Source organism: Stenotrophomonas sp. YJH_SMC_65, assembly GCF_059369475.1.
In genome coordinates, this window is the sequence record NZ_JCAFSR010000005.1 from 365,432 (window position 1) to 387,026 (window position 21,595).

16 protein-coding genes are annotated in these 21,595 nt (G+C 66.1%); 9 read left to right on the top strand and 7 right to left on the bottom strand.

From position 1 onward, the window contains the following. Positions 1 to 87 precede the first annotated feature (87 nt). The 3 genes from recF to dnaA form a co-directional block, all read right to left on the bottom strand. A complete protein-coding gene (gene recF, locus AC5P7A_RS12090) occupies positions 88 to 1,182 on the bottom strand; it encodes a DNA replication/repair protein RecF (RefSeq protein WP_046433401.1) in 1,095 nt (364 codons plus the stop codon). A 992-nt stretch (positions 1,183 to 2,174) separates the two neighbouring features. Continuing rightward, on the bottom strand, positions 2,175 to 3,275 hold the full coding sequence (gene dnaN / locus AC5P7A_RS12095) for a DNA polymerase III subunit beta (RefSeq protein ID WP_005411731.1): 1,101 nt from the start codon (positions 3,273 to 3,275) through the stop codon (positions 2,175 to 2,177). Positions 3,276 to 3,550: 275 nt separating this feature from the next. Next, on the bottom strand, positions 3,551 to 4,882 hold the full coding sequence (gene dnaA, locus AC5P7A_RS12100; RefSeq protein WP_014645405.1) for a chromosomal replication initiator protein DnaA: 1,332 nt from the start codon (positions 4,880 to 4,882) through the stop codon (positions 3,551 to 3,553). A 255-nt stretch (positions 4,883 to 5,137) separates the two neighbouring features. Here dnaA and rpmH point away from each other — a divergent pair, with 255 nt between their 5' ends. The 6 genes from rpmH to AC5P7A_RS12130 all read left to right on the top strand — a co-directional run bounded on the left by rpmH (position 5,138) and on the right by AC5P7A_RS12130 (position 12,942). Further along, a complete protein-coding gene (gene rpmH / locus AC5P7A_RS12105; RefSeq protein ID WP_005411729.1) occupies positions 5,138 to 5,278 on the top strand; it encodes a 50S ribosomal protein L34 in 141 nt (46 codons plus the stop codon). Positions 5,279 to 5,283: 5 nt separating this feature from the next. Further along, positions 5,284 to 5,778: a ribonuclease P protein component gene (gene rnpA, locus AC5P7A_RS12110; protein ID WP_080053031.1), complete on the top strand. Its 495-nt coding sequence runs from the start codon at positions 5,284 to 5,286 to the stop codon at positions 5,776 to 5,778. After that, complete coding sequence (gene yidC / locus AC5P7A_RS12115; RefSeq protein WP_014648955.1) at positions 5,778 to 7,493, top strand: membrane protein insertase YidC; 1,716 nt, start codon at positions 5,778 to 5,780, stop codon at positions 7,491 to 7,493. The genes rnpA and yidC overlap by 1 nt, the downstream gene beginning before the upstream one ends. A gap of 115 nt (positions 7,494 to 7,608) precedes the next feature. Next, entirely contained in the window at positions 7,609 to 10,281 is a 2,673-nt protein-coding gene (locus AC5P7A_RS12120) for a polysaccharide deacetylase family protein (RefSeq protein WP_032958459.1), read from the top strand. A 3-nt stretch (positions 10,282 to 10,284) separates the two neighbouring features. After that, complete coding sequence (gene mnmE / locus AC5P7A_RS12125) at positions 10,285 to 11,634, top strand: tRNA uridine-5-carboxymethylaminomethyl(34) synthesis GTPase MnmE (protein ID WP_111205865.1); 1,350 nt, start codon at positions 10,285 to 10,287, stop codon at positions 11,632 to 11,634. A 201-nt stretch (positions 11,635 to 11,835) separates the two neighbouring features. Next, the gene (locus AC5P7A_RS12130; protein WP_169411744.1) at positions 11,836 to 12,942 is read left to right on the top strand and encodes a glycerophosphodiester phosphodiesterase; all 1,107 of its coding nucleotides are present in this window, start codon (positions 11,836 to 11,838) and stop codon (positions 12,940 to 12,942) included. A 153-nt stretch (positions 12,943 to 13,095) separates the two neighbouring features. On the opposite strand, the gene AC5P7A_RS12135 is transcribed toward AC5P7A_RS12130, so the two are convergent. Together AC5P7A_RS12135 and AC5P7A_RS12140 are read right to left on the bottom strand one after the other, a co-directional pair. Beyond that, complete coding sequence (locus AC5P7A_RS12135) at positions 13,096 to 13,866, bottom strand: rhomboid family intramembrane serine protease (protein ID WP_478406190.1); 771 nt, start codon at positions 13,864 to 13,866, stop codon at positions 13,096 to 13,098. A gap of 106 nt (positions 13,867 to 13,972) precedes the next feature. After that, positions 13,973 to 14,935 carry a TerC family protein gene (locus tag AC5P7A_RS12140; protein WP_014648950.1) on the bottom strand — a complete coding sequence of 321 codons (963 nt, stop codon included), beginning with the start codon at positions 14,933 to 14,935 and terminating at the stop codon, positions 13,973 to 13,975. 386 nt (positions 14,936 to 15,321) lie between these two features. Between AC5P7A_RS12140 and AC5P7A_RS12145 the strand changes: the two genes are divergently transcribed. Then, on the top strand, positions 15,322 to 16,491 hold the full coding sequence (locus tag AC5P7A_RS12145; RefSeq protein ID WP_014648949.1) for a class I SAM-dependent rRNA methyltransferase: 1,170 nt from the start codon (positions 15,322 to 15,324) through the stop codon (positions 16,489 to 16,491). 135 nt (positions 16,492 to 16,626) lie between these two features. After that, a complete protein-coding gene (locus AC5P7A_RS12150) occupies positions 16,627 to 17,868 on the top strand; it encodes a dipeptidase (RefSeq protein ID WP_495220167.1) in 1,242 nt (413 codons plus the stop codon). Positions 17,869 to 17,960: 92 nt separating this feature from the next. On the opposite strand, the gene AC5P7A_RS12155 is transcribed toward AC5P7A_RS12150, so the two are convergent. Continuing rightward, positions 17,961 to 19,388 (bottom strand): amino acid permease, encoded by a 1,428-nt coding sequence (locus AC5P7A_RS12155; RefSeq protein WP_014648947.1) that lies wholly within the window; start codon positions 19,386 to 19,388, stop codon positions 17,961 to 17,963. Between the two features lie 175 nt (positions 19,389 to 19,563). Continuing rightward, positions 19,564 to 20,559, bottom strand: a complete 996-nt coding sequence (locus AC5P7A_RS12160; RefSeq protein WP_046433390.1) for an aldo/keto reductase — start codon at positions 20,557 to 20,559, stop codon at positions 19,564 to 19,566. A gap of 121 nt (positions 20,560 to 20,680) precedes the next feature. On the opposite strand from AC5P7A_RS12160, the gene AC5P7A_RS12165 reads away from it, so the two are divergent. Further along, positions 20,681 to 21,583, top strand: coding sequence for a LysR family transcriptional regulator (locus AC5P7A_RS12165; protein ID WP_142235483.1), 903 nt, complete (start codon positions 20,681 to 20,683; stop codon positions 21,581 to 21,583). The last annotated feature ends 12 nt before the right edge of the window (positions 21,584 to 21,595 follow it).

Sequence of the window (21,595 nt, forward strand, 5' to 3'; positions counted from 1 at the left end):
CGGCCACCGCTTGGAGCGATGCGCCGAGAATGAAAGGATTTCAACCCGAATTATACCAGCCGGGGTCGAGCGGCCCTGGTGTGCCCACTATGGCACAGCCACGATCTGTGCATGTTCCACGTGGAACCGGGCGATGTGGGTCAGTTCCTGCAGCGCCGCCGGCGTTTCGGTGGCGGTGATGAAGATCTGCGCCGGCCCACCGAGCAGGCGCTGCAGAACCCGCGTCTGGTGGGTGCGATCCAGCTCCGAGCCCAGATCGTCCAATGCGATCACCGGCCATTCGCCGCGCTGTTCCGCGTAGTCCTCGGCCTGCGCCAGCAGGCAGGCCAATGCCGTCAGCTTGGCCTGGCCGCGGGACAGCGCATCGCGCCCCGGAATGCTGTGGAAATCCACGCTCCAGTCTGCCCGGTGCGGACCGACCGAGGTGTATCCGGCCTGGCGGTCACGTTCCCGGGCCAGAAGCAGCGCATCGGCCAGAGGGAGCTCGTGCCGACGCCAGCCCGGGCTGAGTTCCAGCGCCTGGATGCCGAGCTGCGGGGCCAGGCTGGAAGCCAGCGCCACGGTGCGCTGCTGCAGACGCTCCAGGTAGTGCTGCCGACGACTGGTCAACGGTTCGCCGGCTTCAGCCAGTTCGTGATCCCAGGTATCCAGCATCCGCGACGGGCCACCTTGCTTGAGCAGGGCATTGCGCTGTTTCAGTGCCCGCGAATACCGGCGCCACAGGGACAGGAAATCAGGTTCCACGTGGAACAAGCCCCAATCGAGGAATCGGCGGCGAGGTTCACCACCACCGCTGACCAACGCATGGCTGCCTGGCTCGAATGTGACTACCGCAAGCGCTGCGCACAGATTGCCGAGCTGGGCCACGTCTTCGCCGTCCAGGCGCCCCTTCCAATCCTGGCCACTGTGCCGCAGGCCGGCCTTTCGGCGGTGCGGCGGGTGATTGGCACGTTGTTCGTCCCATTCCACGAAGATTTCCAGCGCTTCCTGGCCCTGGCGCACCAATCCATCGCGGACACGACCACGGAAGCTGCGCCCATAGGCCATCAGGTGCAGGGCCTCGAGCACGCTGGTCTTGCCGGCACCGTTGTCGCCGGTCAGCAGGTTCAATCCCGGCTGGGGCGACAGCTCCACCGCATTGAAGCGACGCAGTTGGTGCAGGGCGAGGCGGCGGATAAGCATGGGGCGCGAAAGACCATCCGCACGGGGCGGCAGAGGGGCAGGGAATTCATCAGCTTACTGCATCGGTCAAGCCGGACGTGCCCGGCCAGCTATCCGGCCAGCTATGGAGCAGTTACCGCAGGTCTGCCTGCGCCCTGACCGCTGGCTCCACGTGGCGCTGTTTCCTCATCCCAGCAGATGCGGGTCTCGGCAAGCCCGGAAATCCTTCGATTCTACGAAGGGTAGCGGGGGTGTGAGCCTTGGATTTCGCCAATTTCAGGCGATGCCGTGGACAGCACTTGCCTCGTCGCCGACGAGTACCGGCGGATGAACCTGCAGATTCCTCGAAATCTACGGTCCCATGCCCTGGGCGGTTCCACAGATTTCAAAGAATTCAGACCGATCGTTCCACGCTGTCCACAGCTGCCCTGTATGACTTATACACAAGGTATGGGCAATCTGTGGATAAAAAAGCCCTTTTGCCATGCCTTCGAAACTATCCACAGGTTCCCCCCCAGGCTGGGAGGCCGATATACAGGGGGTTTCAGGTGCATAAATTTCTTTTAAATCAGTCAGATAAGGTGTTTTTCCACGAGATCTGGCTCTACCATCACCACCATGCTTTAGATTTATACCCAGATTTAGAAGCTAGGCTTGCCCCAATCTGCATCGAATCTTCCCTGTGGACAGCGGCGTTTGCAGAGGGAAGTCCATCGCGCCGCGATGCAGGATCATCGGTCCCTGTCAGGCCAGATCTGGGGACAGGCGACGAGTATCGGATCCTGCACCTGGACTTTCGATCAATCGCGACTCGTCATTGCTACGATCCAGCGATCCTGTTTTCAACGATCGAGACGAACATCCCGGAAAGGCAACGGATTTCAACCGAGCCCATCGACGGAAGTGACGTCGTCCGGAGAACTGCGTCTTCTCGATGCTCCACGTGGAACCTGCAAAAAAAAACGCCCGGGAAGATCCCGGGCGTCGTTCGGTTCCACGTGGAACAGCAGCTGTCAGAGACGCAGCGGCATCACCACGTGGCGCGACTTCTCGCTGCTGGACTCACGTACAAGCGCCGAGGAGTTGGAATCGCGCAGCTGGATGATGACTTCCTCATCGCGCAGGGCGGAGAGAGCGTCCAGCAGGTAGTTCACGTTGAAGCCGATGGCCAGATCGCTGACCGTGGTGTCGGCTTCGATCTCTTCCTGGGCTTCTTCCTGTTCCGGGTTGTGCGCGCTGATCTTCAGGTTGCCCGGCGAGACTTCCACGCGGATGCCGCGGTACTTCTCGTTGGACAGGATCGCGGCGCGCTGAAGCGAGGCGCGCAGCGCTTCGCGATCAACCTTCACTTCACGGTCGGCACCGATCGGAATCACCGCTTCGTAGTCCGGGAAGCGGCCGTCGATCAGCTTCGAGGTAAAGGTGACATCGTCGCGCTTGACGCGCACGTGGCTGCGGCCGACTTCCAGCTCGATCTCGCGATCGCCGCTTTCCAGCAGGCGCTGCAGTTCGGTCACACCCTTGCGCGGCACGATGATCTGGCGCTTGGACCCGCTGGGCTTGGCCAGATCGGTTTCACACAGCGCCAGGCGGTGGCCGTCGGTGGCAACGGTACGCAGGGCATCGCCGCGCAGGTCGAACAGCAGGCCGTTGAGGTAGTAGCGCACGTCCTGCTGGGCCATCGCGAACGCGGTGCGCTCGATCAGCTCCTTCAGGGTCGCCTCACCGATGGCCACGCGCTCGGTGGCTTCCACTTCATCCACCGACGGGAAGTCGTTCGAAGGCAGCGTGGCCAGGGTGAAACGGCTGCGACCGGCCTGCACGGTGATCTTGTCTCCGGTCTGCGAGACGGTGATCCGGCTGCCGTCGGGCAGGGCGCGGATGATCTCGAACAGCTTGCGGGCGGGAATGGTGGTTTCGCCGTCCTGGGCATCTTCAACCGCGATCCGCGACACCATCTCCACTTCCAGGTCGGTACCGGTCAGCGACAGCTGGCCGTTCTGCACCTGGACCAGGAAATTGGCCAGAACCGGAAGGGTCTGGCGGCGTTCGACCACGTTGACGACCTGTGCCAACGGCTTGAGAAAGGCTTCGCGCTGCAGTGTGAAACGCATGTGGTTCTGTGCCCCTATGCTTTAAAAAATGTGGAATAAATCAAAAGCTTGGTGGTGCTGGTAGAGACAGAATCGCTGGAAAACAATGCTAAGCCTTTGTAATTAAAGGTATTTCAGACCTCGAAACCCTCTGCATTACCGACCCCCAAGGGGTGGGGAAAGCTGTGGATAAATCTGGCGCGATTTCAAACGGCATTTTTATCCACAACGTGTCCCGCGCTTGCTACCGGATTCTGCACCGTTTTGTGCGATGACGCCTCATCGGCATCCGTGCATCATTCGCTCAGCTTCCGGATCAGCTTGTCCCAGTCCTCGCGGAGCTTGCCGTCGGTCTCCATCAGGGTCCGGATCTGGCGGCAGGCATGCAGCACCGTGGTGTGATCGCGACCGGCAAAGGCGTCGCCGATCTCGGGCAGGCTGTGCTCGGTCAGTTCCTTGGTCAGGGCCATGGCGACCTGGCGGGGACGGGCCAGCGAGCGGGTCCGACGCTTCGACAGCAGATCCTTGATCTGCAGGCCGTAGTAGTCGGCAACGGTTTTCTGGATGTTGGGAATGCTGATCGCCTGCTGCTGGGCGCGCAGCAGGTCGCGCAGGGTTTCCTGGGCGAATTCGGTGGTGATCGCGCGGCCGGTGAAGTTGGCGCGGGCGGTCAGGGTATTCAGCGCGCCCTCGAGGTCGCGCACGTTGGAGCGCATCTTCTTGGCGATCAGGAACGCAACATCATCGGGAATCTCGGCACCGCGTTCGCGCGCCTTGGCCAGCACGATCGCGGCGCGGGTCTCGAAGTCCGGCGGTTCGATCGCGACCGACAGGCCCCAGGCAAGCCGCGACTTCAGGCGCGCTTCCAGGCCCTCGACTTCGCGCGGATAGCGGTCGCAGGTCAGGATGATCTGCTGCTTGCCATCGAACAACGCGTTGAAGGTGTGGAAGAACTCTTCCTGGGTGCGGTCCTTGCCGGCGAAGAACTGGATGTCATCGATCAGCAGCGCATCCACCTGCTGGAACTGGCGCTTGAACTGATCCATGGTCTTTTCCTGCAGGGCCCGGATCATCGCGCTGAAGAACTGTTCCGAACGCAGGTACAACACCTTTGCACCTGGATTGGCCTGGCGCATGGCGTTGCCGGCGGCGAACATCAGGTGGGTCTTGCCCAGGCCCGTGCCTCCGTACAGCAGCAGCGGGTTGTGCGCCCGGTCGCCCGGCTTCTGCGCTGCCTGGAAGGCGGCGGCCAGGCCCAGCTGGTTGCTGCGGCCTTCGACGAAGTTGGCGAACGTGTAGTGGCTGTCCAGATTGCCGGCGAAGGGCACCTGCGGTTCGCTGGACACATGCGCCGACGGCGTGGAAACCGGCGCGTTCTGCGCCTCCACAGGGCGCGGGCGCGAGCCGATTTCAAGAAAAACGTCGCTGAAACCAGCGAAATGCGCCAGCAGCTCGCGGATCCGGGCCAGGTACAGCTCGCGAACCTGGTCGACGATGAAGGCATTCGGTGCATACAGCACCAGGCTGTCCACGCGCAGATCGGCCTGCAGCGGCTTCAACCAGGTATGAACGTCTTCCGGCGGGAACTCCGCTTCGAGGCGCTCGAGACTACGGGACCAGGCATCCATCAGCAATAATCGTCCGGTGGCCGGGGCATGGACGCGACAAGGCGCCCAAACACAGGCCGGAAAGGGGGGAAATGGATGGCTCAGACTACCACCGAGCGCCCGCCTTCGGAATGCTTGTCCCCTACTTATTCACAAAAACATCCACAGCTATTGCACAGCCCGGTGAATTCGCGTAGCTGCCAGGGGTTGACGCGGGGTAGGGTACCTCTCTAGAATTTCCGGTTCTTTCCGTCCCATTCATACGAGAGGCCCCCAATGGCCACGAAGCGCACCTACCAGCCCAGCAACCTCAAGCGTAAGCGCGACCACGGCTTCCGTGCCCGTATGAAGACCGCTGACGGCCGCAAGATCCTGTCGCGTCGCCGCGCCAAGGGCCGCAAAGTCCTGAGCGCCTGATTGCCATGCCGCACCCCGCGGCAGACGCAATCCCTTCGACAGTGAATACTGCAGACCCGCGCAAGCGATTCCCTCGCTCTGCGCGGGTTCGCACGCGTGCCGAATATTCAACGGTCTTCAACGGCGCCCGCCGTGTGTCCGATCCGCTGATGACCCTGCACTGGCTGCCGGCTGACCGGCCGGCCAGGCTGGGTCTGGCGGTTTCCCGCAAGGTTGATCCGAACGCCGTGGGGCGTAACCGGATCAAGCGCGTCCTGCGCGACATCCTGCGTCAGACACGTACCGAAATCCAGCCAGGCGACTTCGTCGTCGTGGCGCGTAGTGCTGCGCGTTCCGCCAGCAACGACGAGATCCGCCAGGCCTTCCTGCGCCTGCTGCGTCGCCTGCGTGCATTGCCCGCGCCGGGCGTGGACGGCACAATGCCGCCGCCTGATGGCATCGCAACTCCTTCTTTGACCGAGCCGGCATCGCGTCCCGGCCCCGCCGAGCCTGTCCGCTGATGAACCAGACCCGCGTATTCCTCATTTTTGCCTGGCTGATGGTGGCCGTGCTGCTGTGGATGGAGTGGAGCCGTGAAAAGGCTGCTCCGACCCCGGCACCGACGACCACGTCGGCCCCGGCTGCTGCACAGAGTGTTCCGGGCGCGACCCCGGGCAGCATCCCCAGCGCGCAGGTCCCGGGTGCGCCGGGCCAGGCCGCTGTGCAGGCCCAGGCCAGCGCCACCCCGGCCAGCCAGCGCGTGACCGTCACCACCGACGTGCTGCGCCTGGTACTGGACGGCGGCCGTGTGCTCGATGCCGAGCTGCTGCAGTTCCCGCAGACCAAGGACGAAGGCAGCCCGCCGGTTCGCCTGCTGACCGAAGACCCCGCGCATCCGTACAGCGCGATCAGTGGCTGGGCCAGCGAAGACAAGAACACCCCGGTTCCCGGCGCTGACGGCTTCAAGCTGGTCGGTGATACCAAGGACTTCGTGCTGGCCAAGGGCCAGAACGAACTGCAGATCCCGTTCGTGTGGACCGCCGACAACGGCGTGACCATCAAGCGCACCCTGACCGTCTCGCGCAACGAGTACGCCGTGCGCTTCAAGGACGAAGTCAGCAATGCCGGCGCCGCACCGTGGAACGGCTACGTCTACCGCACCCTGGACCGCACCCCGACCATCCTGTCGCGGAGCATGACCAACCCGGATTCGTTCAGCTTCAACGGCGCCACCTGGTACGACAACGACAAGAAGTACCAGCGTCGTGCGTTCAAGGATTACCTGGACGACGGCGCACTGAACCAGAACATCACCGGCGGCTGGCTGGCGATGCTGCAGCATCACTTCTTCACCGCCTGGATCCCGCAGAAGGACCAGACCGCGCACTACGTGCTGTCGCAGGTGGCCGGTCGTGACCTGATTGAAGCGCGTGGCCCGGCCTTCACCGTGGCCCCGGGCCAGTCCACCAGCACCGAGGCCCGCCTGTGGGTCGGCCCGAAGCTGGTCAACCTGATCGCCAAGGAAGACGTGCCGGGCCTGGACCGCGTGGTCGACTACAGCCGCTTCTCGATGATGGCGGTGATCGGCCAGGGCCTGTTCTGGGTGCTGAACCAGGTGCACAAGCTGGTCGGCAACTGGGGCTGGGCGATCGTCGGCCTGGTGGTGCTGCTGAAGCTGGTGCTGTACCCGCTGTCGGCGACCCAGTACAAGAGCGGTGCCAAGATGCGCCGCTTCCAGCCGCGCATCGCGCAGCTGAAGGAACGCTATGGCGATGACCGCCAGAAGTTCCAGACCGCGATGATGGAGCTGTACAAGAAGGAAAAGATCAATCCGATGGGCGGCTGCCTGCCGATCCTCATCCAGATGCCGATCTTCTTCGCCCTGTACTGGGTGCTGGTGGAATCGGTCGAACTGCGCCAGGCGCCCTGGTTCGGCTGGATCCAGGACCTGACCGCACGCGACCCGTACTTCATCCTGCCGGTCATCAACGTGGCAGTGATGTGGTTCACCCAGAAGCTGACCCCGGCACCGGGCATGGACCCGATGCAGCAGAAGATGATGCAGTTCATGCCGCTGGTGTTCGGCGTCATGATGGCCTTCATGCCGTCCGGCCTGGTCCTGTACTGGGTGGTCAACGGTGGCCTGGGCCTGCTGCAGCAGTGGTGGATGACCAAGCGCCATGGCGGCGAGCCGGTTGCGGCCACCACCGCTCCGGCCCCGGTCAAGAAGAAGTAATCGGTAGAGCCGGCCGCTGGCCGGCTGACCCCAGCAAAAGCCCGCCGCAAGGCGGGCTTTTCGCATGCGGCGGTAGAATCGCCGGCACACCGTTCCTCCCACCTTCGAGTCCGCCATGCCGCGTGCGTCGTCGTTCCGCCTGTTCCTGCCCTCGCTGTTGTTGACCCTGGTTGTTGCCGGCTGCGGCGACAAGGACGCGAAGGCGCCGGCGACCACCGTCACCCAGCCAAGCGCGCAGGCCGCGGCCGCCGCCGATCCGGCCGCCGCGCCGTTGCTGGCGGCGCTGCAGAAGCAGCTCGACGGCTACCGCCGGATCATCGTGCTGCTGGCAGACGAGGAACAGCAATCGGCCGCCGACCGCGGCACCTCCACGCGTGTGGGCCAGCAGCTGTTCCACGATGGCCTGGAACAGCGCACGGCGATCGCCGCGCAGTTCGACACCCTGCTGCGCGGCTCCAGCCCGCAGCGCTTCGCCACCCTCGGCACCGTGCTGGACTACATCGAGTCGGCGCCGGAACTGTTCGACGCCGACCGCCTGGCCTTCCGCGAAGTGCTGCGTGATCTGCATGAGCGGGTCGGCACTGATTCGTCGCTGCCGGCGGTGAAGCTGCACCAGCGCATCGGCGAGGACCTGGAGGCACTTGACGAGATCGAGCGAAACTACAACCAGGAACTGACCCGCATCTTCAGCCGCTTCGAGCGCACCCGTGCCATCGAGCTGAAGCGTGAGAAGTGGGACGACTACATCGCCCACCTGCACAAGGACTACAGCCGCGAAGCGATCCTGCGCGACTACGGCGTGATCGAGCCCTACCCGATGTCGATGAAGGACAGCGACCGCGAGATCTTCGGCCGCGACCTGCCGGCCAAGACCGTGGTGCTGACCTTCGACGATGGCCCGCACAAGGCCTATACCGATGAAGTGGTGGCCATCCTCAAGCGCTACGACGTGCCGGGCGTGTTCTTTGAAGTGGGCCGCAACCTTGGCAAGGTCGAGGCCGATGGCAAGGTCAGCCTCGGCCCGATGGCGAAGATCAGCCGCAACCTGATGGAAGAGGGCTATGCGGTCGGCAACCACAGCCTGACCCACGCCCAGTTGTCGCGCACCACCGGTGACGCGCTGCGCCAGCAGGTGCTCGACACCGACACGCTGCTGAAGGATGTCGACAGCAAGCGCGCGCCGCTGTTCCGTTTCCCGTATGGCGCGCGCAATGCCGAAGGCCTGCAGCTGCTCAACGAGGCCGGGCTGAAGTCGATCATGTGGAACATCGACTCGATGGACTGGGCCGACCCGGTACCGGAATCGATCGTGCAGCGCGTGCTAGACCAGGTGAACAAGGAACAGCGCGGCATCATCCTGTTCCACGACATCCACGACCGGGCGGTGAAGGCGCTGCCGCAGATCCTCGACCGGCTGATCGCCGATGGTTACCAGTTCGCCGGCTGGAACGGCCGTGACTTCACCGTCGCCCGTGCGCGCAAGGGTGATGCCGGTGCCGCCACGGTCACCACCGGCTACGAGAAGTCCTGGGCGATCGTGGTCGGCATCGACAACTATGCCAAGTGGCCGAAGCTGGAGTACGCCAGCCACGACGCGCAGGCGGTGGCCGATACCCTGACCGGGCAGTTCGGCTTCCCGTCCTCGCAGGTGATCGTGCTGAAGAACGAGCAGGCGACCCGCAACAACATCCTCGCGGCCTTCCACGATCGCCTGGCCGATGACCGCACCGGCAAGAACGACCGCGTGTTCGTGTTCTTCGCCGGCCATGGCGCGACCCGCCAGCTCGCTTCCGGGCGCGACCTGGGCTACATCATTCCGGTCGATTCGGACCCGAAGGAATTCGCCACCGACGCCATCGCGATGACCGACATCCAGAACATTGCCGAGAGCATGCAGGCCAAGCATGTGATGTTCGTGATGGATGCCTGCTACAGCGGCCTGGGCCTGACCCGCGGTGGCCCGTCGTCGTCGTCGTTCCTGCGCGAGAACGCGCGTCGCAGCGCGCGGCAGATGCTGACCGCCGGTGGTGCCGACCAGCAGGTGGCCGATGCTGGCCCCAACGGCCATTCGGTGTTCACCTGGGTGCTGTTGCAGGCGCTGGCCGGCAAGGGCGACCTCAACGGCGACGGCCTGATCACCGGTACCGAGCTGGCCGCCTACGTGGCGCCGGCCGTATCGGCGGTCTCGCACCAGACCCCGGCCTTCGGCAGCCTGCCCGGTTCGCAGGGCGGCGAGTTCGTGTTCCAGGTGCCGGACAGCCAGGAATTCCTCAACGCCGATACGCGCCAGCTGACCGCCGATGCGATCGCGCTGAACAACAAGGTGGATGCGGCCAGCGAGGCCAAGGGCAGCCAGGCGCCGGTGACGGTGGCCGACCTGCAGGGTGGCAAGGCCAAGCTGGTGGTGCCCACCGCTGGCCCGGCGTCAGACCGCCAGCGCGCGCAGCAGGCCAACGACCGCGGCCTGCAGCTGTACCGCGAGAAGCAGTACGACGAGGCAGCCGCGCAGTTCGCCGAAGCGCTGAAGCTGCGTCCTGATTTCGCCCAGGCCGCCAACAACCTCGGCTTCGTCTACTACCGCCAGCAGCGCTATGCAGAAGCCGCGCGCTGGCTGGAGAACACGCTGAAGATCGACCCGTCGCGCGCGGTGGCCCATCTGAACCTGGGCGATGCCTACTTCAACGCCGGCGACAAGGCCAAGGCGAAGCAGGCCTACACCACCTACCTGGCGCTGCAGCCGCAGGGCAGTGGCGCGGCCCAGGCGCGCGCGCAGCTGGAGAAGCTCTGAGCCATGAACGACGCGATCCGCACCGACACCATCGTGGCCATCGCCAGCGCCCCCGGCGCCGGCGGTGTCGGCCTGTTGCGCCTGTCCGGTCCGCGCGCTGCGGCGATTGCCAATGCGCTGGGGGCGCCTGCACTGCGCCCGCGCCACGCGCACTACGCGCGCCTGCGTGATGCCGACGGCGAGGTCATCGACGATGGCATCGTGCTGTGGTTCCCGGCACCGAACAGTTTCACCGGCGAAGAGGTGGTGGAGCTGCAGGGCCATGGCAGCCCGGTGCTGCTGCAGCAGCTGGTCGCGCGCTGCATCGCGCTCGGTGCGCGCCAGGCGCGGCCGGGTGAGTTCAGCGAACGGGCGTTCCTCAACGGCAAGCTGGACCTGGCCCAGGCCGAGGCCATCGCCGACCTGATCGCCGCGGGCGACAACCGTGCCGCACGCGCGGCGCGTCGTTCACTGGATGGCGTGTTCTCGCGCCGCATCGATGCGGTGGTCGAGCAGCTGGTGCTGCTGCGCATCCACGTGGAAGCGGCCATCGACTTCGCCGACGAACCGCTGGATACCCTCGGTGGCGCGCAGGTGCGGCGTGGGCTGGAACAGGCGCGCAGCGATCTGGCCATTCTGCGCCGCGATGCCGAACGCGGCCGTCGCCTGCGCGATGGCCTGCACGCGGTGCTGATCGGTCCGCCGAATGCGGGCAAGAGTTCACTGCTCAACGCGCTGGCCGGCAGCGAACGCGCCATCGTCACCGACATCGCCGGCACCACCCGCGACACCCTGCGCGAAACCATCCGCCTGGATGGCCTGGAGCTGACCCTGGTCGACACCGCCGGCCTGCGCGACGGCGGCGACGCCATCGAACGCGAAGGCATGCGCCGCGCCCACGTGGAAATCGAGCGCACCGACCTGGCGCTGATCGTGCTGGATGCGCGCGATCCGGCGGCCGGTGAAGCGGCGCTGGGCGAGGCCGTGGCGACGGTACCGCACAAGGTCTACATCCACAACAAGTCGGATCTGCTGGCGGCGTTGCCGTCGCTGGCTGATCCGGATCGGGTGTTCGTTTCGGCCGCCACCGGCGCCGGGCTCGACGACCTGCATGCGCGCCTGCGTTCGATTGCTTCGGCCGGTGCCGGTGAGCAGGTGGACGGCGAGTTCTCCGCGCGCACGCGCCACGTGGATGCGATTGAACGCGCGCAGGAACATGCGCAGCGCGCCGATGGCGAGCTGGCGCACGAGCACCTGGAGCTGGCCGCCGAGGAACTGCGGCTGGCCCACGATGCGCTGGGTGAGATCACCGGGCAGATGAGTGCCGATGATCTGCTGGGGAGGATCTTCTCCAGTTTCTGCATCGGCAAGTAACTGTAGAGCCGAGCCCATGCTCGGCTGTTCTGCTGTAGAGCCGAGCCCATGCTCGGCTGTTCTGCTGTAGAGCCGAGCCCATGCTCGGCTGTTCTACCCGTCAGCCGAGCATGGGCTCGGCTCTACAGGGACTGGCTTCCCCCACCTGTCACATTGCCGCCGCATACTGACGCCCATCACATACCGCTTGGGGAAGTCGCAGTGAAGTCGTGGGGTTGTGCGTTGCTGTTGTCGCTGGCCGTGGCACCATCGGTGGCCATGAGTGCTGAATCCTCCACCCCGGCCGTGCCCAAGGTGTCGGTCTACGGCCATCGCGGGGCAAGCGCCCTGCTGCCCGAGCACACCCTGGCCTCGTATGCGCAGGCCATCGCCGATGGCGCCGACTACATCGAACCGGACCTGGTGATGACCAGGGACGGGGTGATGGTGGCCCGCCACGAGAACGAGATCGGCGGCACCACCGACGTCGCCTCGCATCCGGAGTTCGCCAGCCGCCGCACCCGCAAGGTGATCGATGGGCAGCAGGTCGAGGGCTGGTTCACCGAGGACTTCACCCTGGCCGAGCTGAAGACCCTGTACGCCCGTGAGCGCCTGCCGGAACTGCGCAGCACCGCCTACGACGGCCAGTTCCGCATCGCCAGCCTGGACGAGATCCTGGCCTTCCTGGTGCAGCAGGCCGGGCGCGCCAACCGTGGCATCGGCCTCGTGCCGGAGATCAAGCACCCGACCTATTTCCAGTCCATCGGCCTGCCGATGGAAGACAAACTGCTGGCCGCGCTGCGTGGCAACGCGTACACCAATGTCGGCCCGGTCACGATCCAGTCGTTCGAGACCGCCAACCTGCGCTACCTGCATGGCAAGATCGGCCGGGGCAGCAACATCCGCCTGCTGCAGCTGCTGTGGAAGGGCGATACCCAGCCGGCCGACATCGCCAAGGCCGGCGGCACGCTGACCTACGCACAGATGATGACCCCGGCCGGGCTGAAGGACATCGCCGCCTACGCCGATGGCATCGGCCCCGAGCTGCGCTCGATCATTCCGCTGGATGCCAAGGGCGCGCTGGGCACGCCGACCGCGCTGGTACGTGATGCGCATGCGGCCGGCCTGATGGTGATTCCGTACACCTTCCGCCCGGAGAACCATTTCCAGCCCAGCAACCTGCGCAAGGGCGCCGACAACGCGCGCAACGTCGAAGGCTCGATCGCCGAGATGCGCGCCTACCTGGCGACCGGCATCGATGCCTTCTTCACCGATGATCCGGCGCTGGGCCGGCAGGCGGTGGATGGCATGGGCGCAGCGGGGAACTGAGCGATCAACGCGCCGGGCATGGCCCGGCGCTACCCGGGGGCCGGTGTGCTCTGGTAGGTGCCAACCTTGGTTGGCACGCAACAACCGCGCCGACCAAGGTCGGCCACTACCGGTTCATGAGGTTGCCGGCCAGCGGCCGGCACGACCGTCCCCTCAACTGCGCGGCTCGTCCGGCCGGCGGAACGGGATCACCACGTAGTCCTGGCCCTCGCGCGGCTGCCACAGCACCGGCACGCGCTGCGGTGACGGTGGCTCCAGCTCGTCGTCGGCCAGCGGCTCGGCCTCGTCTTCTTCGTCTTCCCAGCTGTAGCGCTGGCGCGGCGGCAGGGGGTCGGCGTTGCGGAACAGCAGCGCGGCGATGATGCCGGCGAAGGCGCCGCCCATGTGCGACTGCCAGGACACGCCATCGGCGTGCGGCAATACGGTCATCAGCATGCCGCCGTAGAACAGCATGCCGATCAGGCCGGTGGCGATCGCTGCACGATCACGGCGCAGCAGGCCCAGGCTGGCCAGCAGGAACATCAGGCCATGGGTCACGCCACTGGCACCCAGGTGCACGCTGCCCGGATTGCCCAGCATCCACGCGCCGAGGCCCGAACCCAGCCACAGCAGGGGCAGGGCGCGCACGGTGGCTTTGGGATACACACTGCCGGCCAGGGTGCCGAGGATCAGGATGGCGATGCTGTTGGCGGCGATGTGCTCGACCGAGGCATGCAGCATCGGGCCGCCGATCAGGCCGAGCAGGCCCTTGGCTTCCAGCGGCGCAACCGCCCACGGTCGCCAGTCGAACGTGCCCTGCAGGGCGAACACGGCCACCAGCACCAGCACGGCCGCCAGGCTGACATTGAACGCCCGCAGGATGCGCGAGCGGTCATTGCGGGGGGGCGGCACGTCGCCGGCGGGCAGGGGCGTGTTGTTGTCCATACCTCAGCAATGGCGGTGGCTGGCGCGAAACCAAGGCCACTGTTGCGGGAGAGTGGGTGCGGCCGGCGGGACAATCCCGCCGGCCGCGTCTTCCCACCGCTCAGGCTCAGGCGTGGCCCGAGCCTTCCTTCGGCGGGTACTTCAGGCTCAGCACCACGGTGGCGGCGATGATCACCGCGACCACGCCCAGCGACACCGGGGTCGGGATCTTGAACAGGTCGATGATCATCATCTTGATGCCGATGAAGGCCAACACCAGCGCCAGGCCGTACGGCAGCAGGTGGAAGCGGTCGGCCATGCCGGCCAGCAGGAAGAACATCGCACGCAGGCCCAGCACCGCGAACACGTTGGAGGTGAGCACGATGAACGGGTCGGTGGTGATCGCGAAGATCGCCGGGATGCTGTCCACGGCGAAGATCACGTCGGTGACCGCGATCAGGATCAGCACCGCGAACAGCGGGGTGAACCAGCGCACGCCATCGCGCTTCACGCTCAGCGCATTGCCGGCGTAGTCCGGCAGCAGGCGCAGGTGCTTGCGCATCCAGCGCAGGGCGGGGTTGGTTTCCAGATCCGGTTCCTGGCCGGCGGCGAACCACATCTTCCAGCCGGTGAACAGCAGGAAGGCGCCGAACACGTAGAGCAGCCAATGGAACTGGCTGATCAGCACGCTGCCGGCGAAGATCATGATCGTACGCAGCACGATCGCACCCAGGATGCCGATGATCAGCACCTTCTGGCGCTGCTCCTCCGGTACTGCGAAGTAGCTCATGATCATCAGGAACACAAAGATATTGTCGACCGCCAGCGCCTTCTCGACCAGGTAGCCGGTCAGGAATTCGAGGCCGACCTTGTTGGCCACCACCTGGCCGGCGGTCTCATTCAGGTAGTACCAGAGGCCGGCGTTGAACAGCAGGGCCAGCGCGACCCAGCCGATCGACCACCACAGGGCTTCCTTGAAGGTGACCTTGTGCGGTCCACCATGGCGCATCAACACGAGGTCGACCAGCAGGGCGATGACCACCACCGCTGCGAAGCCGCCCCACAACCACACGTTACCGATCGTCTGCATTGGGAATGTCCGTTGGAAAGATGAATGCCAGGCCGGACGGCGAGGATCTGCAACGGAGGATCGGGAGGGGGATCCAGGGACAGAGCTTCGCCGGTACGGCGAAGGTCTCGCTCGCAGTTCCAGTCGGCTGGAACTGCCGTTGCACCGGAGCCTGCGGGCTCGAAATGACGGCGACAACGTCTGGGAGCTACTCCCCTTCTGGCGCCGATTCTGCCGTCTGGCTGGGCCGCCGTCAAATGGGGGACGAGGGGTCGGATCCCCGTAGGGGCTCTGACCCCATTCCCGAGCCCGTTCCGGCCTGGTGGGTGCCAACCTTGGTTGGCACGCCGGCCGGGGTCAGAGCCCCTTCGGGGATCTGACCCCGGCGCCCGGTTTACAATGGGTGGATGAATACCCCCCTTCCGATTGTCCGCCTCAAGAATGCGTGGCGCTCCAGCCACCCGTGGATCTTCCAGAAACTGGTCGAGAAGCCGACCGTCCGGCCCAAGCCCGGTTCCATCGTCGACGTGGTCGGCATTGATGGCGAGTTCGTTGGCCGCGGGTTCTACAACGGGCATTCGCGCATTGCCGTGCGCATCCTTGAGACCGACCAGAACGTGCCGGTGGATGCCGGCTGGTTCTCGCGCAAGATCGCCCAGGCGGTGTCGCTGCGCCGTGAGGTGCTCAAGCTCGACGCGGTCTCCGACGCCTGGCGCGTGGTGCACAGCGAAGGCGACGGCCTGTCCGGCCTGGTGGTGGATCGCTACGGCGACCTGGTGGTGGTCGAATTCTTCGCCGCCGGCATGTTCCGCCACCGCGAGTGGATCTACGACGCCCTGCGCGAGCAGTTCCCGGGTTGCCGCTTCCACAGCTTCGCCGATGAGCACGTGCAGAAACAGGAAAGCTTCGATTTCCACGGCAATACCACCACCGAAGCGTCGGTGATCACCGAGTACGGCATCAAGTTCCGCGCCGACCCGGCCGGTGCGCACAAGACCGGCTTCTTCGCCGACCAGCGCGAGAACCGCGAGTGGCTGAGCCAGCAGGTGGAAGGCAAGCGCGTGCTGGACCTGTGCTGCAACACCGGCGGTTTTGCGGTGTACGCGGCGGCGCGAGGCGCCTCGGAAGTGGTCGGCATCGACATCGATGAAGACGTCATCCAGATCGCCAAGGGCAATTCGCGCCTGAACAACGTGCGCCCGAAGTTCGTCCAGTCCGACATCTTCCCGTGGCTGCGTGATGCGGCCAATCGTGGCGAGCAGTACGACGTGGTGATCCTGGACCCGGCGAAGATGACCCGCGACCGCGACCAGGTCATCACTGCGCTGAAGAAGTACCTGGACATGAACAAGCTGGCGCTGGGCGTGGTCAAGCCGGGCGGCCTGTTCGCCACGTTCTCCTGCACCGGCCTGGTGGCCGAGGACCAGTTCCTCGACATGCTGCGCCGCGCGGCGTATTTCTCCGGCCGCACGATCCAGATCCTGAAGGTGGCCGGCGCCGGTCCGGACCACCCGTTCATGGCCCACGTGCAGGAATCGCGTTACCTGAAGGCCGTGTTCTGCCGCGTGGTGGACTGACCGCGTCACTGCCGATCTCTGTAGAGCCGAGCCCACGCTCGGCTGATCTGTCTGGCAGCCGAGCATGGGCTCGGCTCTACAAAAAGGCCGGGTGCGGCGCTATGGTCGGGCTCTTCCCAATGCCGGTGAGAGCCCATGCCATCGTTGCGCCACCTGTCCGTCGTGCTCGCCGTGGCGCTGTGCGCGCCGCTGTCGGCTCACGCCATCGAGTTCAGCGCCGAGGAACTGGCCCGTGCCAAGGCGCTGCAGCAGCGCCTGGTCACGCTCGACAGCCATCTGGATACGCCGGCAAATTTCGGCCGGACCGGCTTCGACATCGAGCAGCGCCACGACCGCAACGCGCTTTCGCAGGTGGACTACCCGCGCATGGTCGAAGGTGCGCTCGATGGCGGTTTCTGGGCGATCTACACCGACCAGGGCGATCGCAGCGCAGCGGCCCACCTGGCCGAGCGTGACCACGGCTTGCAGCGACTGCTGGAAATCCGCGAGATGCTGGCGGCCAATCCCGCGCGCTTCGCGCTGGCACTGACCGCCGATGATGCGGCGCGGATCAAGGGCGCCGGCAAGCGCGTGGTCTACATCAGCATGGAAAATGCCAGCCCGCTGGTGGAAGACCCGAGCCTGCTCTCGTTCTACCACCGCGCCGGCCTGCGGCTGCTCAGCACCGTGCACTTCGCCAACAACGAGTTCGCCGATTCGGCCACCGATCCCAAGGGCGCGGAGTGGAAGGGCCTGAGCCCGGCCGGCAAGGAGCTGGTGCGGCAGGCAGTGAAGCTGGGCATCGTGATCGACCAGTCGCATGCCTCGGACGCGGTGTTCGACGACCTGCTGGCGATGATGCCGGTGCCCTTCGTGCTGTCGCACAGCTCGGCCAAGGCGGTGTACGACCACCCGCGCAATCTTGATGACGTGCGGCTGCGCAGTCTGGCCAAGGCCGGCGGCGTGATCCAGGTGAACGCCTATGGCGGCTACCTGATCGACACGGCGAAGACGCCCGAGCGCACGCAGGCCGAAGTAGCGCTGAGCAGGCAGCTGGGCGGCTGGGAAGGCATGGGCATCGAGCAGGGTGTTGCCCTGCTGAAGGCCGAGCAGGCACTGGACCACGAGCACCCGGTGCGCCACGCCAGCCTGGATGATTTCTTCGCCCACTTCGAGCACATCCTCAAGGTGGTCGGCCCCGAGCACGTGGGTATCGGCCTGGACTGGGATGGCGGCGGCGGCCTGAGTGACCTGCCCGATGTCAGCCAGCTGCCGAAGATCACCGCCTGGCTGCTGCGCAAGGGCTATACCGAGCAGCAGATTGCCGACATCTGGGGCGGCAACCTGCTGCGGGTGATGCGCCAGGCGCAGGATTACGCCGCAAAGCAGGGCGGTTGACCGCCCTGCGGTGGTGCCGGCCGCCGGCCGGCATTGCCCCTATCAACAGGATTCGGGTTGCCGGCCAGCGGCCGCCACGACCGGTGATCGGTCTATTTCGCGATCAGTGCGTGGCGGCGGCTGTACAGGAAGTACAGCACCAGGCCGGCCACGTTCCACAACAGGAAGTACAGCTGGGTGGTGTGCGGCAGGCTGATGAACAGGTAGATGCAACCCAGCGCGGCCAGCGGGCCAACCACGAAGGCCAGCGGCGTGCGGAACGTGCGCGCGCGGTCCGGCTCGCGCAGGCGCAGCACCACCAGGCAGACGCCCACTGCAGTGAACGCGGCCAGGGTACCGGCATTGGCCAGCGCGGCGATCTCGTCCAGGCGGGCCACGCCGGCCAGCGCCGACACCACCACCGCAGTGAACAGCGTGGTCGCCACCGGCGTGCCGGTACGCGCGTTGACCTTGGACAGGCCACGCGGCAGCAGGCCGTCGCGGCTCATCACGAAGAAGATGCGGCTCTGGCCGTACAGGAAGGCCAGCAGCACGGTCGGCAGCGCGATGATCGCAATCACGCCGATCACCATCGCCGCTGTCGGATGGCCCAGCTGGCGCATGATCAGCGCCAGCGGCTCGGCGCTGTGCCCGAACACGGCGTAGCTCATCGCACCCACTGCGGCCAGCGCCACCAGCACGTAGACAATGGTGCAGCCGATCATCGAACCGATGATGCCGATCGACAGGTCACGGCCCGGGTTCTTGGTCTCCTCCGCAGCAGTGGAGATCGCATCGAAGCCGTAGAAGGCGAAGAAGATGATCGCCGCTGCCGCCATCACGCCGTGCTCGACGCCATCGGGGCCCATCGACTTGGCAAAGCCATACGGCATGAACGGCTGCAGGTTGGCGCTGTCGAACGCAGGCAGGGCCACGGCCACGAAGATCGCCAGCGCGATCAGCTTGAACACCACCAGGATGGCATTGAGCGTGGCGCTTTCCTTGGTCCCGGCCATCAGCATGCCGGCCACCAGCCAGGTGATGATGATCGCCGGCAGGTTGATCATGCCGCCTTCCACGTGCGGGCCGGCGGCGAGCCAGGCTGGCAGGTGCACGTTCCAGCCGAACTGGGTGTGCACCCATTCGAGGAAGCCGACGAAGTAGCCGGACCAGCCCACCGCCACCGTACTCACCACCAGCGAGTACTCCAGGATCAGGCTCCAGCCCACCACCCAGGCGAACACCTCGCCCAGCGCACTGTAGCTGTAGGTGTAGGCACTGCCGGCGGCCGGCATCATCGTCGACAGCTCGGCGTAGGACAGCGCCGCACAGGCGCAGACCGCACCGGCGATGGCGAAGGAGATCAGCACGGCCGGGCCGGCCAGGTTGGCACCGACGCCGATCAGCGTGTAGATGCCGGTGCCGACGATGGCACCGATGCCCAGTGCGATCAGGTGCGGCCAGCTGAGCGTCGGGATCAGGCGCCTGCCGGCTTCGTGGACGGTGACGGAATCTAGGGACTTGCGCCGGAACAGGGACATGCAGGCCTCGGAAGGGGTGACTAAGAACGACAAGTTCCCGAGTGTGACCGAACGCAGCGCAGCATTACCACTGACGGGGGTCATGCATGGCGGGGCACGCGCTGCGCCCCGGCCAGGCTGCCGGAATCGGCATAATCCGGCGGCAGCCACCGGTGTACGTTCGTCCCGGCCCCCGCTAGGACTCGATGTTGGCCATGCCGCTGACCGAATAGCGTTCGCCGGCCGCGGCATGCAGCGGGAAGGCCGCATCCAATGCGTCCAGCGTGGCCGCATCCAGTTCCACCTGCAGTGCAGCGAGGTTCTCGTCCAGCCGTGCCCGCCGCGTCGTGCCCGGGATCGGCACGATATGCCCGCCGCGCGACAGCACCCAGGCCAGCGCCAGCTGCGAGGCAGCGATGCCGCGCTCGGCGGCCAGCGCCTGCACGGTGTCCACCAATGCCAGGTTGCGCTGGAAGTTTTCGCCTTCGAAGCGGGGCGAGGTGCGCCGGTAATCGTCGGCGTCGAAGTCGTCCGGGCTGCGGATGGCGCCGGTCAGGAAGCCACGACCCAGCGGCGAATACGGCACGAAGCCGATGCCCAGCTCCGCCGTGGTGGCCAGCACTCCGTTCTGCTCCGGCTCGCGCGACCACAGCGAGTACTCGCTCTGCACCGCCGTGATCGGGTGCACCGCATGGGCGCGGCGGAGCGTGGCCGCCGAGGCCTCGGACAGGCCCAGCCAGCGCACCTTGCCCTGTTCCACCAGGCGTGCCATGGCACCCACGGTGTCCTCGATCGGCACGGTCGGGTCGACGCGGTGCTGGTAGTACAGGTCGATGTGGTCCACGCCCAGGCGACGCAGGCTGGCCTCGCAGGCGGCCTGCACATAGTCCGGGTGGCCGTTGATCTGCCGCGCCTTCGGGTCAGCCGGGTCCAGGCCGATGCCGAACTTGCTGGCCAGGAACACCTGGTTGCGGCGGCCGGCAATCGCGCGACCGACCAGCACCTCGTTGGTGTGCGGGCCATACACATCGGCGGTGTCGAGCAGGGTCACGCCACGGTCCAGCGCGTGCCGGATGACGGCAATGCCGTCATCGTCACTGCCGCGGCCGCCGTAATACGCGCTCATGCCCATGCACCCCAGGCCGAGGGCGGACACGGTGGGGCCGGCGGGGCCGAGAGTACGGGTCTTCATGTGGATCTCCTTGGGGAAGGCGCCACGTCTGGATGGGCAGTGGCGAGGGGCACAGCATCCTCCACGCCATCATGTGGATAAACTGCGTGTCACCGGACTTACCTTGAAGGCTGCCTTCACAATGGATGCCTCCGTCCCGCTTACTGCTGTGGTCGCTTTCGTCCACGTGGCCGAGCACGCCAGCTTTACCCGCGCCGCCGATGCCCTGGGTGTGTCGACCTCGGCGCTGTCGCAGAGCGTGCGCGCGCTGGAAGCGCGGATGGGCGTGCGGCTGCTGCAGCGGACCACGCGGCGGGTCAACCTGACCGAGCACGGCGCGCGTTTCCTGCAGCGCGTGCGCGGCGGCCTGGACCAGATCGACCAGGCATTTGCCGAACTGGACAGCGCGCGCTCGGTGCCTGCCGGGCGGCTGCGCGTGACCCTGCCGCGCATCGTCGCCGATCGCATGGTGCTGCCGCGGCTGCCCGACTTCCTTTCGCGTTACCCGCAGGTGCAGGTGGAACTGTGCGTCGACCCCGCGCTGACCGATCTGGTGGCCGAGGGCTTCGACGCCGGCATCCGCCTGGGCGAATCACTCGCACAGGGCATGATCGCGGTGCCGGTCGGGCCACCCGAGCGGCAGGTGGTGGTAGCCACGCCGGCCTATTTCGAACGCCATGGCGTGCCGCAGACCCCGCATGACCTGCAGGGCCACGCCTGCATCGTGCACCGGCTGGCCAACGGCCGGCTGATGCCCTGGGAATTCAGCCGCGAAGGCCACGACCTGGACGTGGAAGTAAGCGGACGGCTGGTGTTCAACGATGCCGGCGTCGCCCATCGCGCCGTGCTGGCGGGGCTGGGCATGGCCCAGGGCTTCGCCTCGCTGATGGCCGACGACATCGCCGCCGGGCGACTGCAGAGCGTGCTGCAGGACTGGCAACCGCCATTCCCCGGCTTCCACCTGTACTACCCCGCGCGTGAGCAGATGGCGCCCAAGCTGCGGGTGTTCATCGACCACCTGCGCGCGGAGATGCACGACCGGTAGATGCCAACCTTG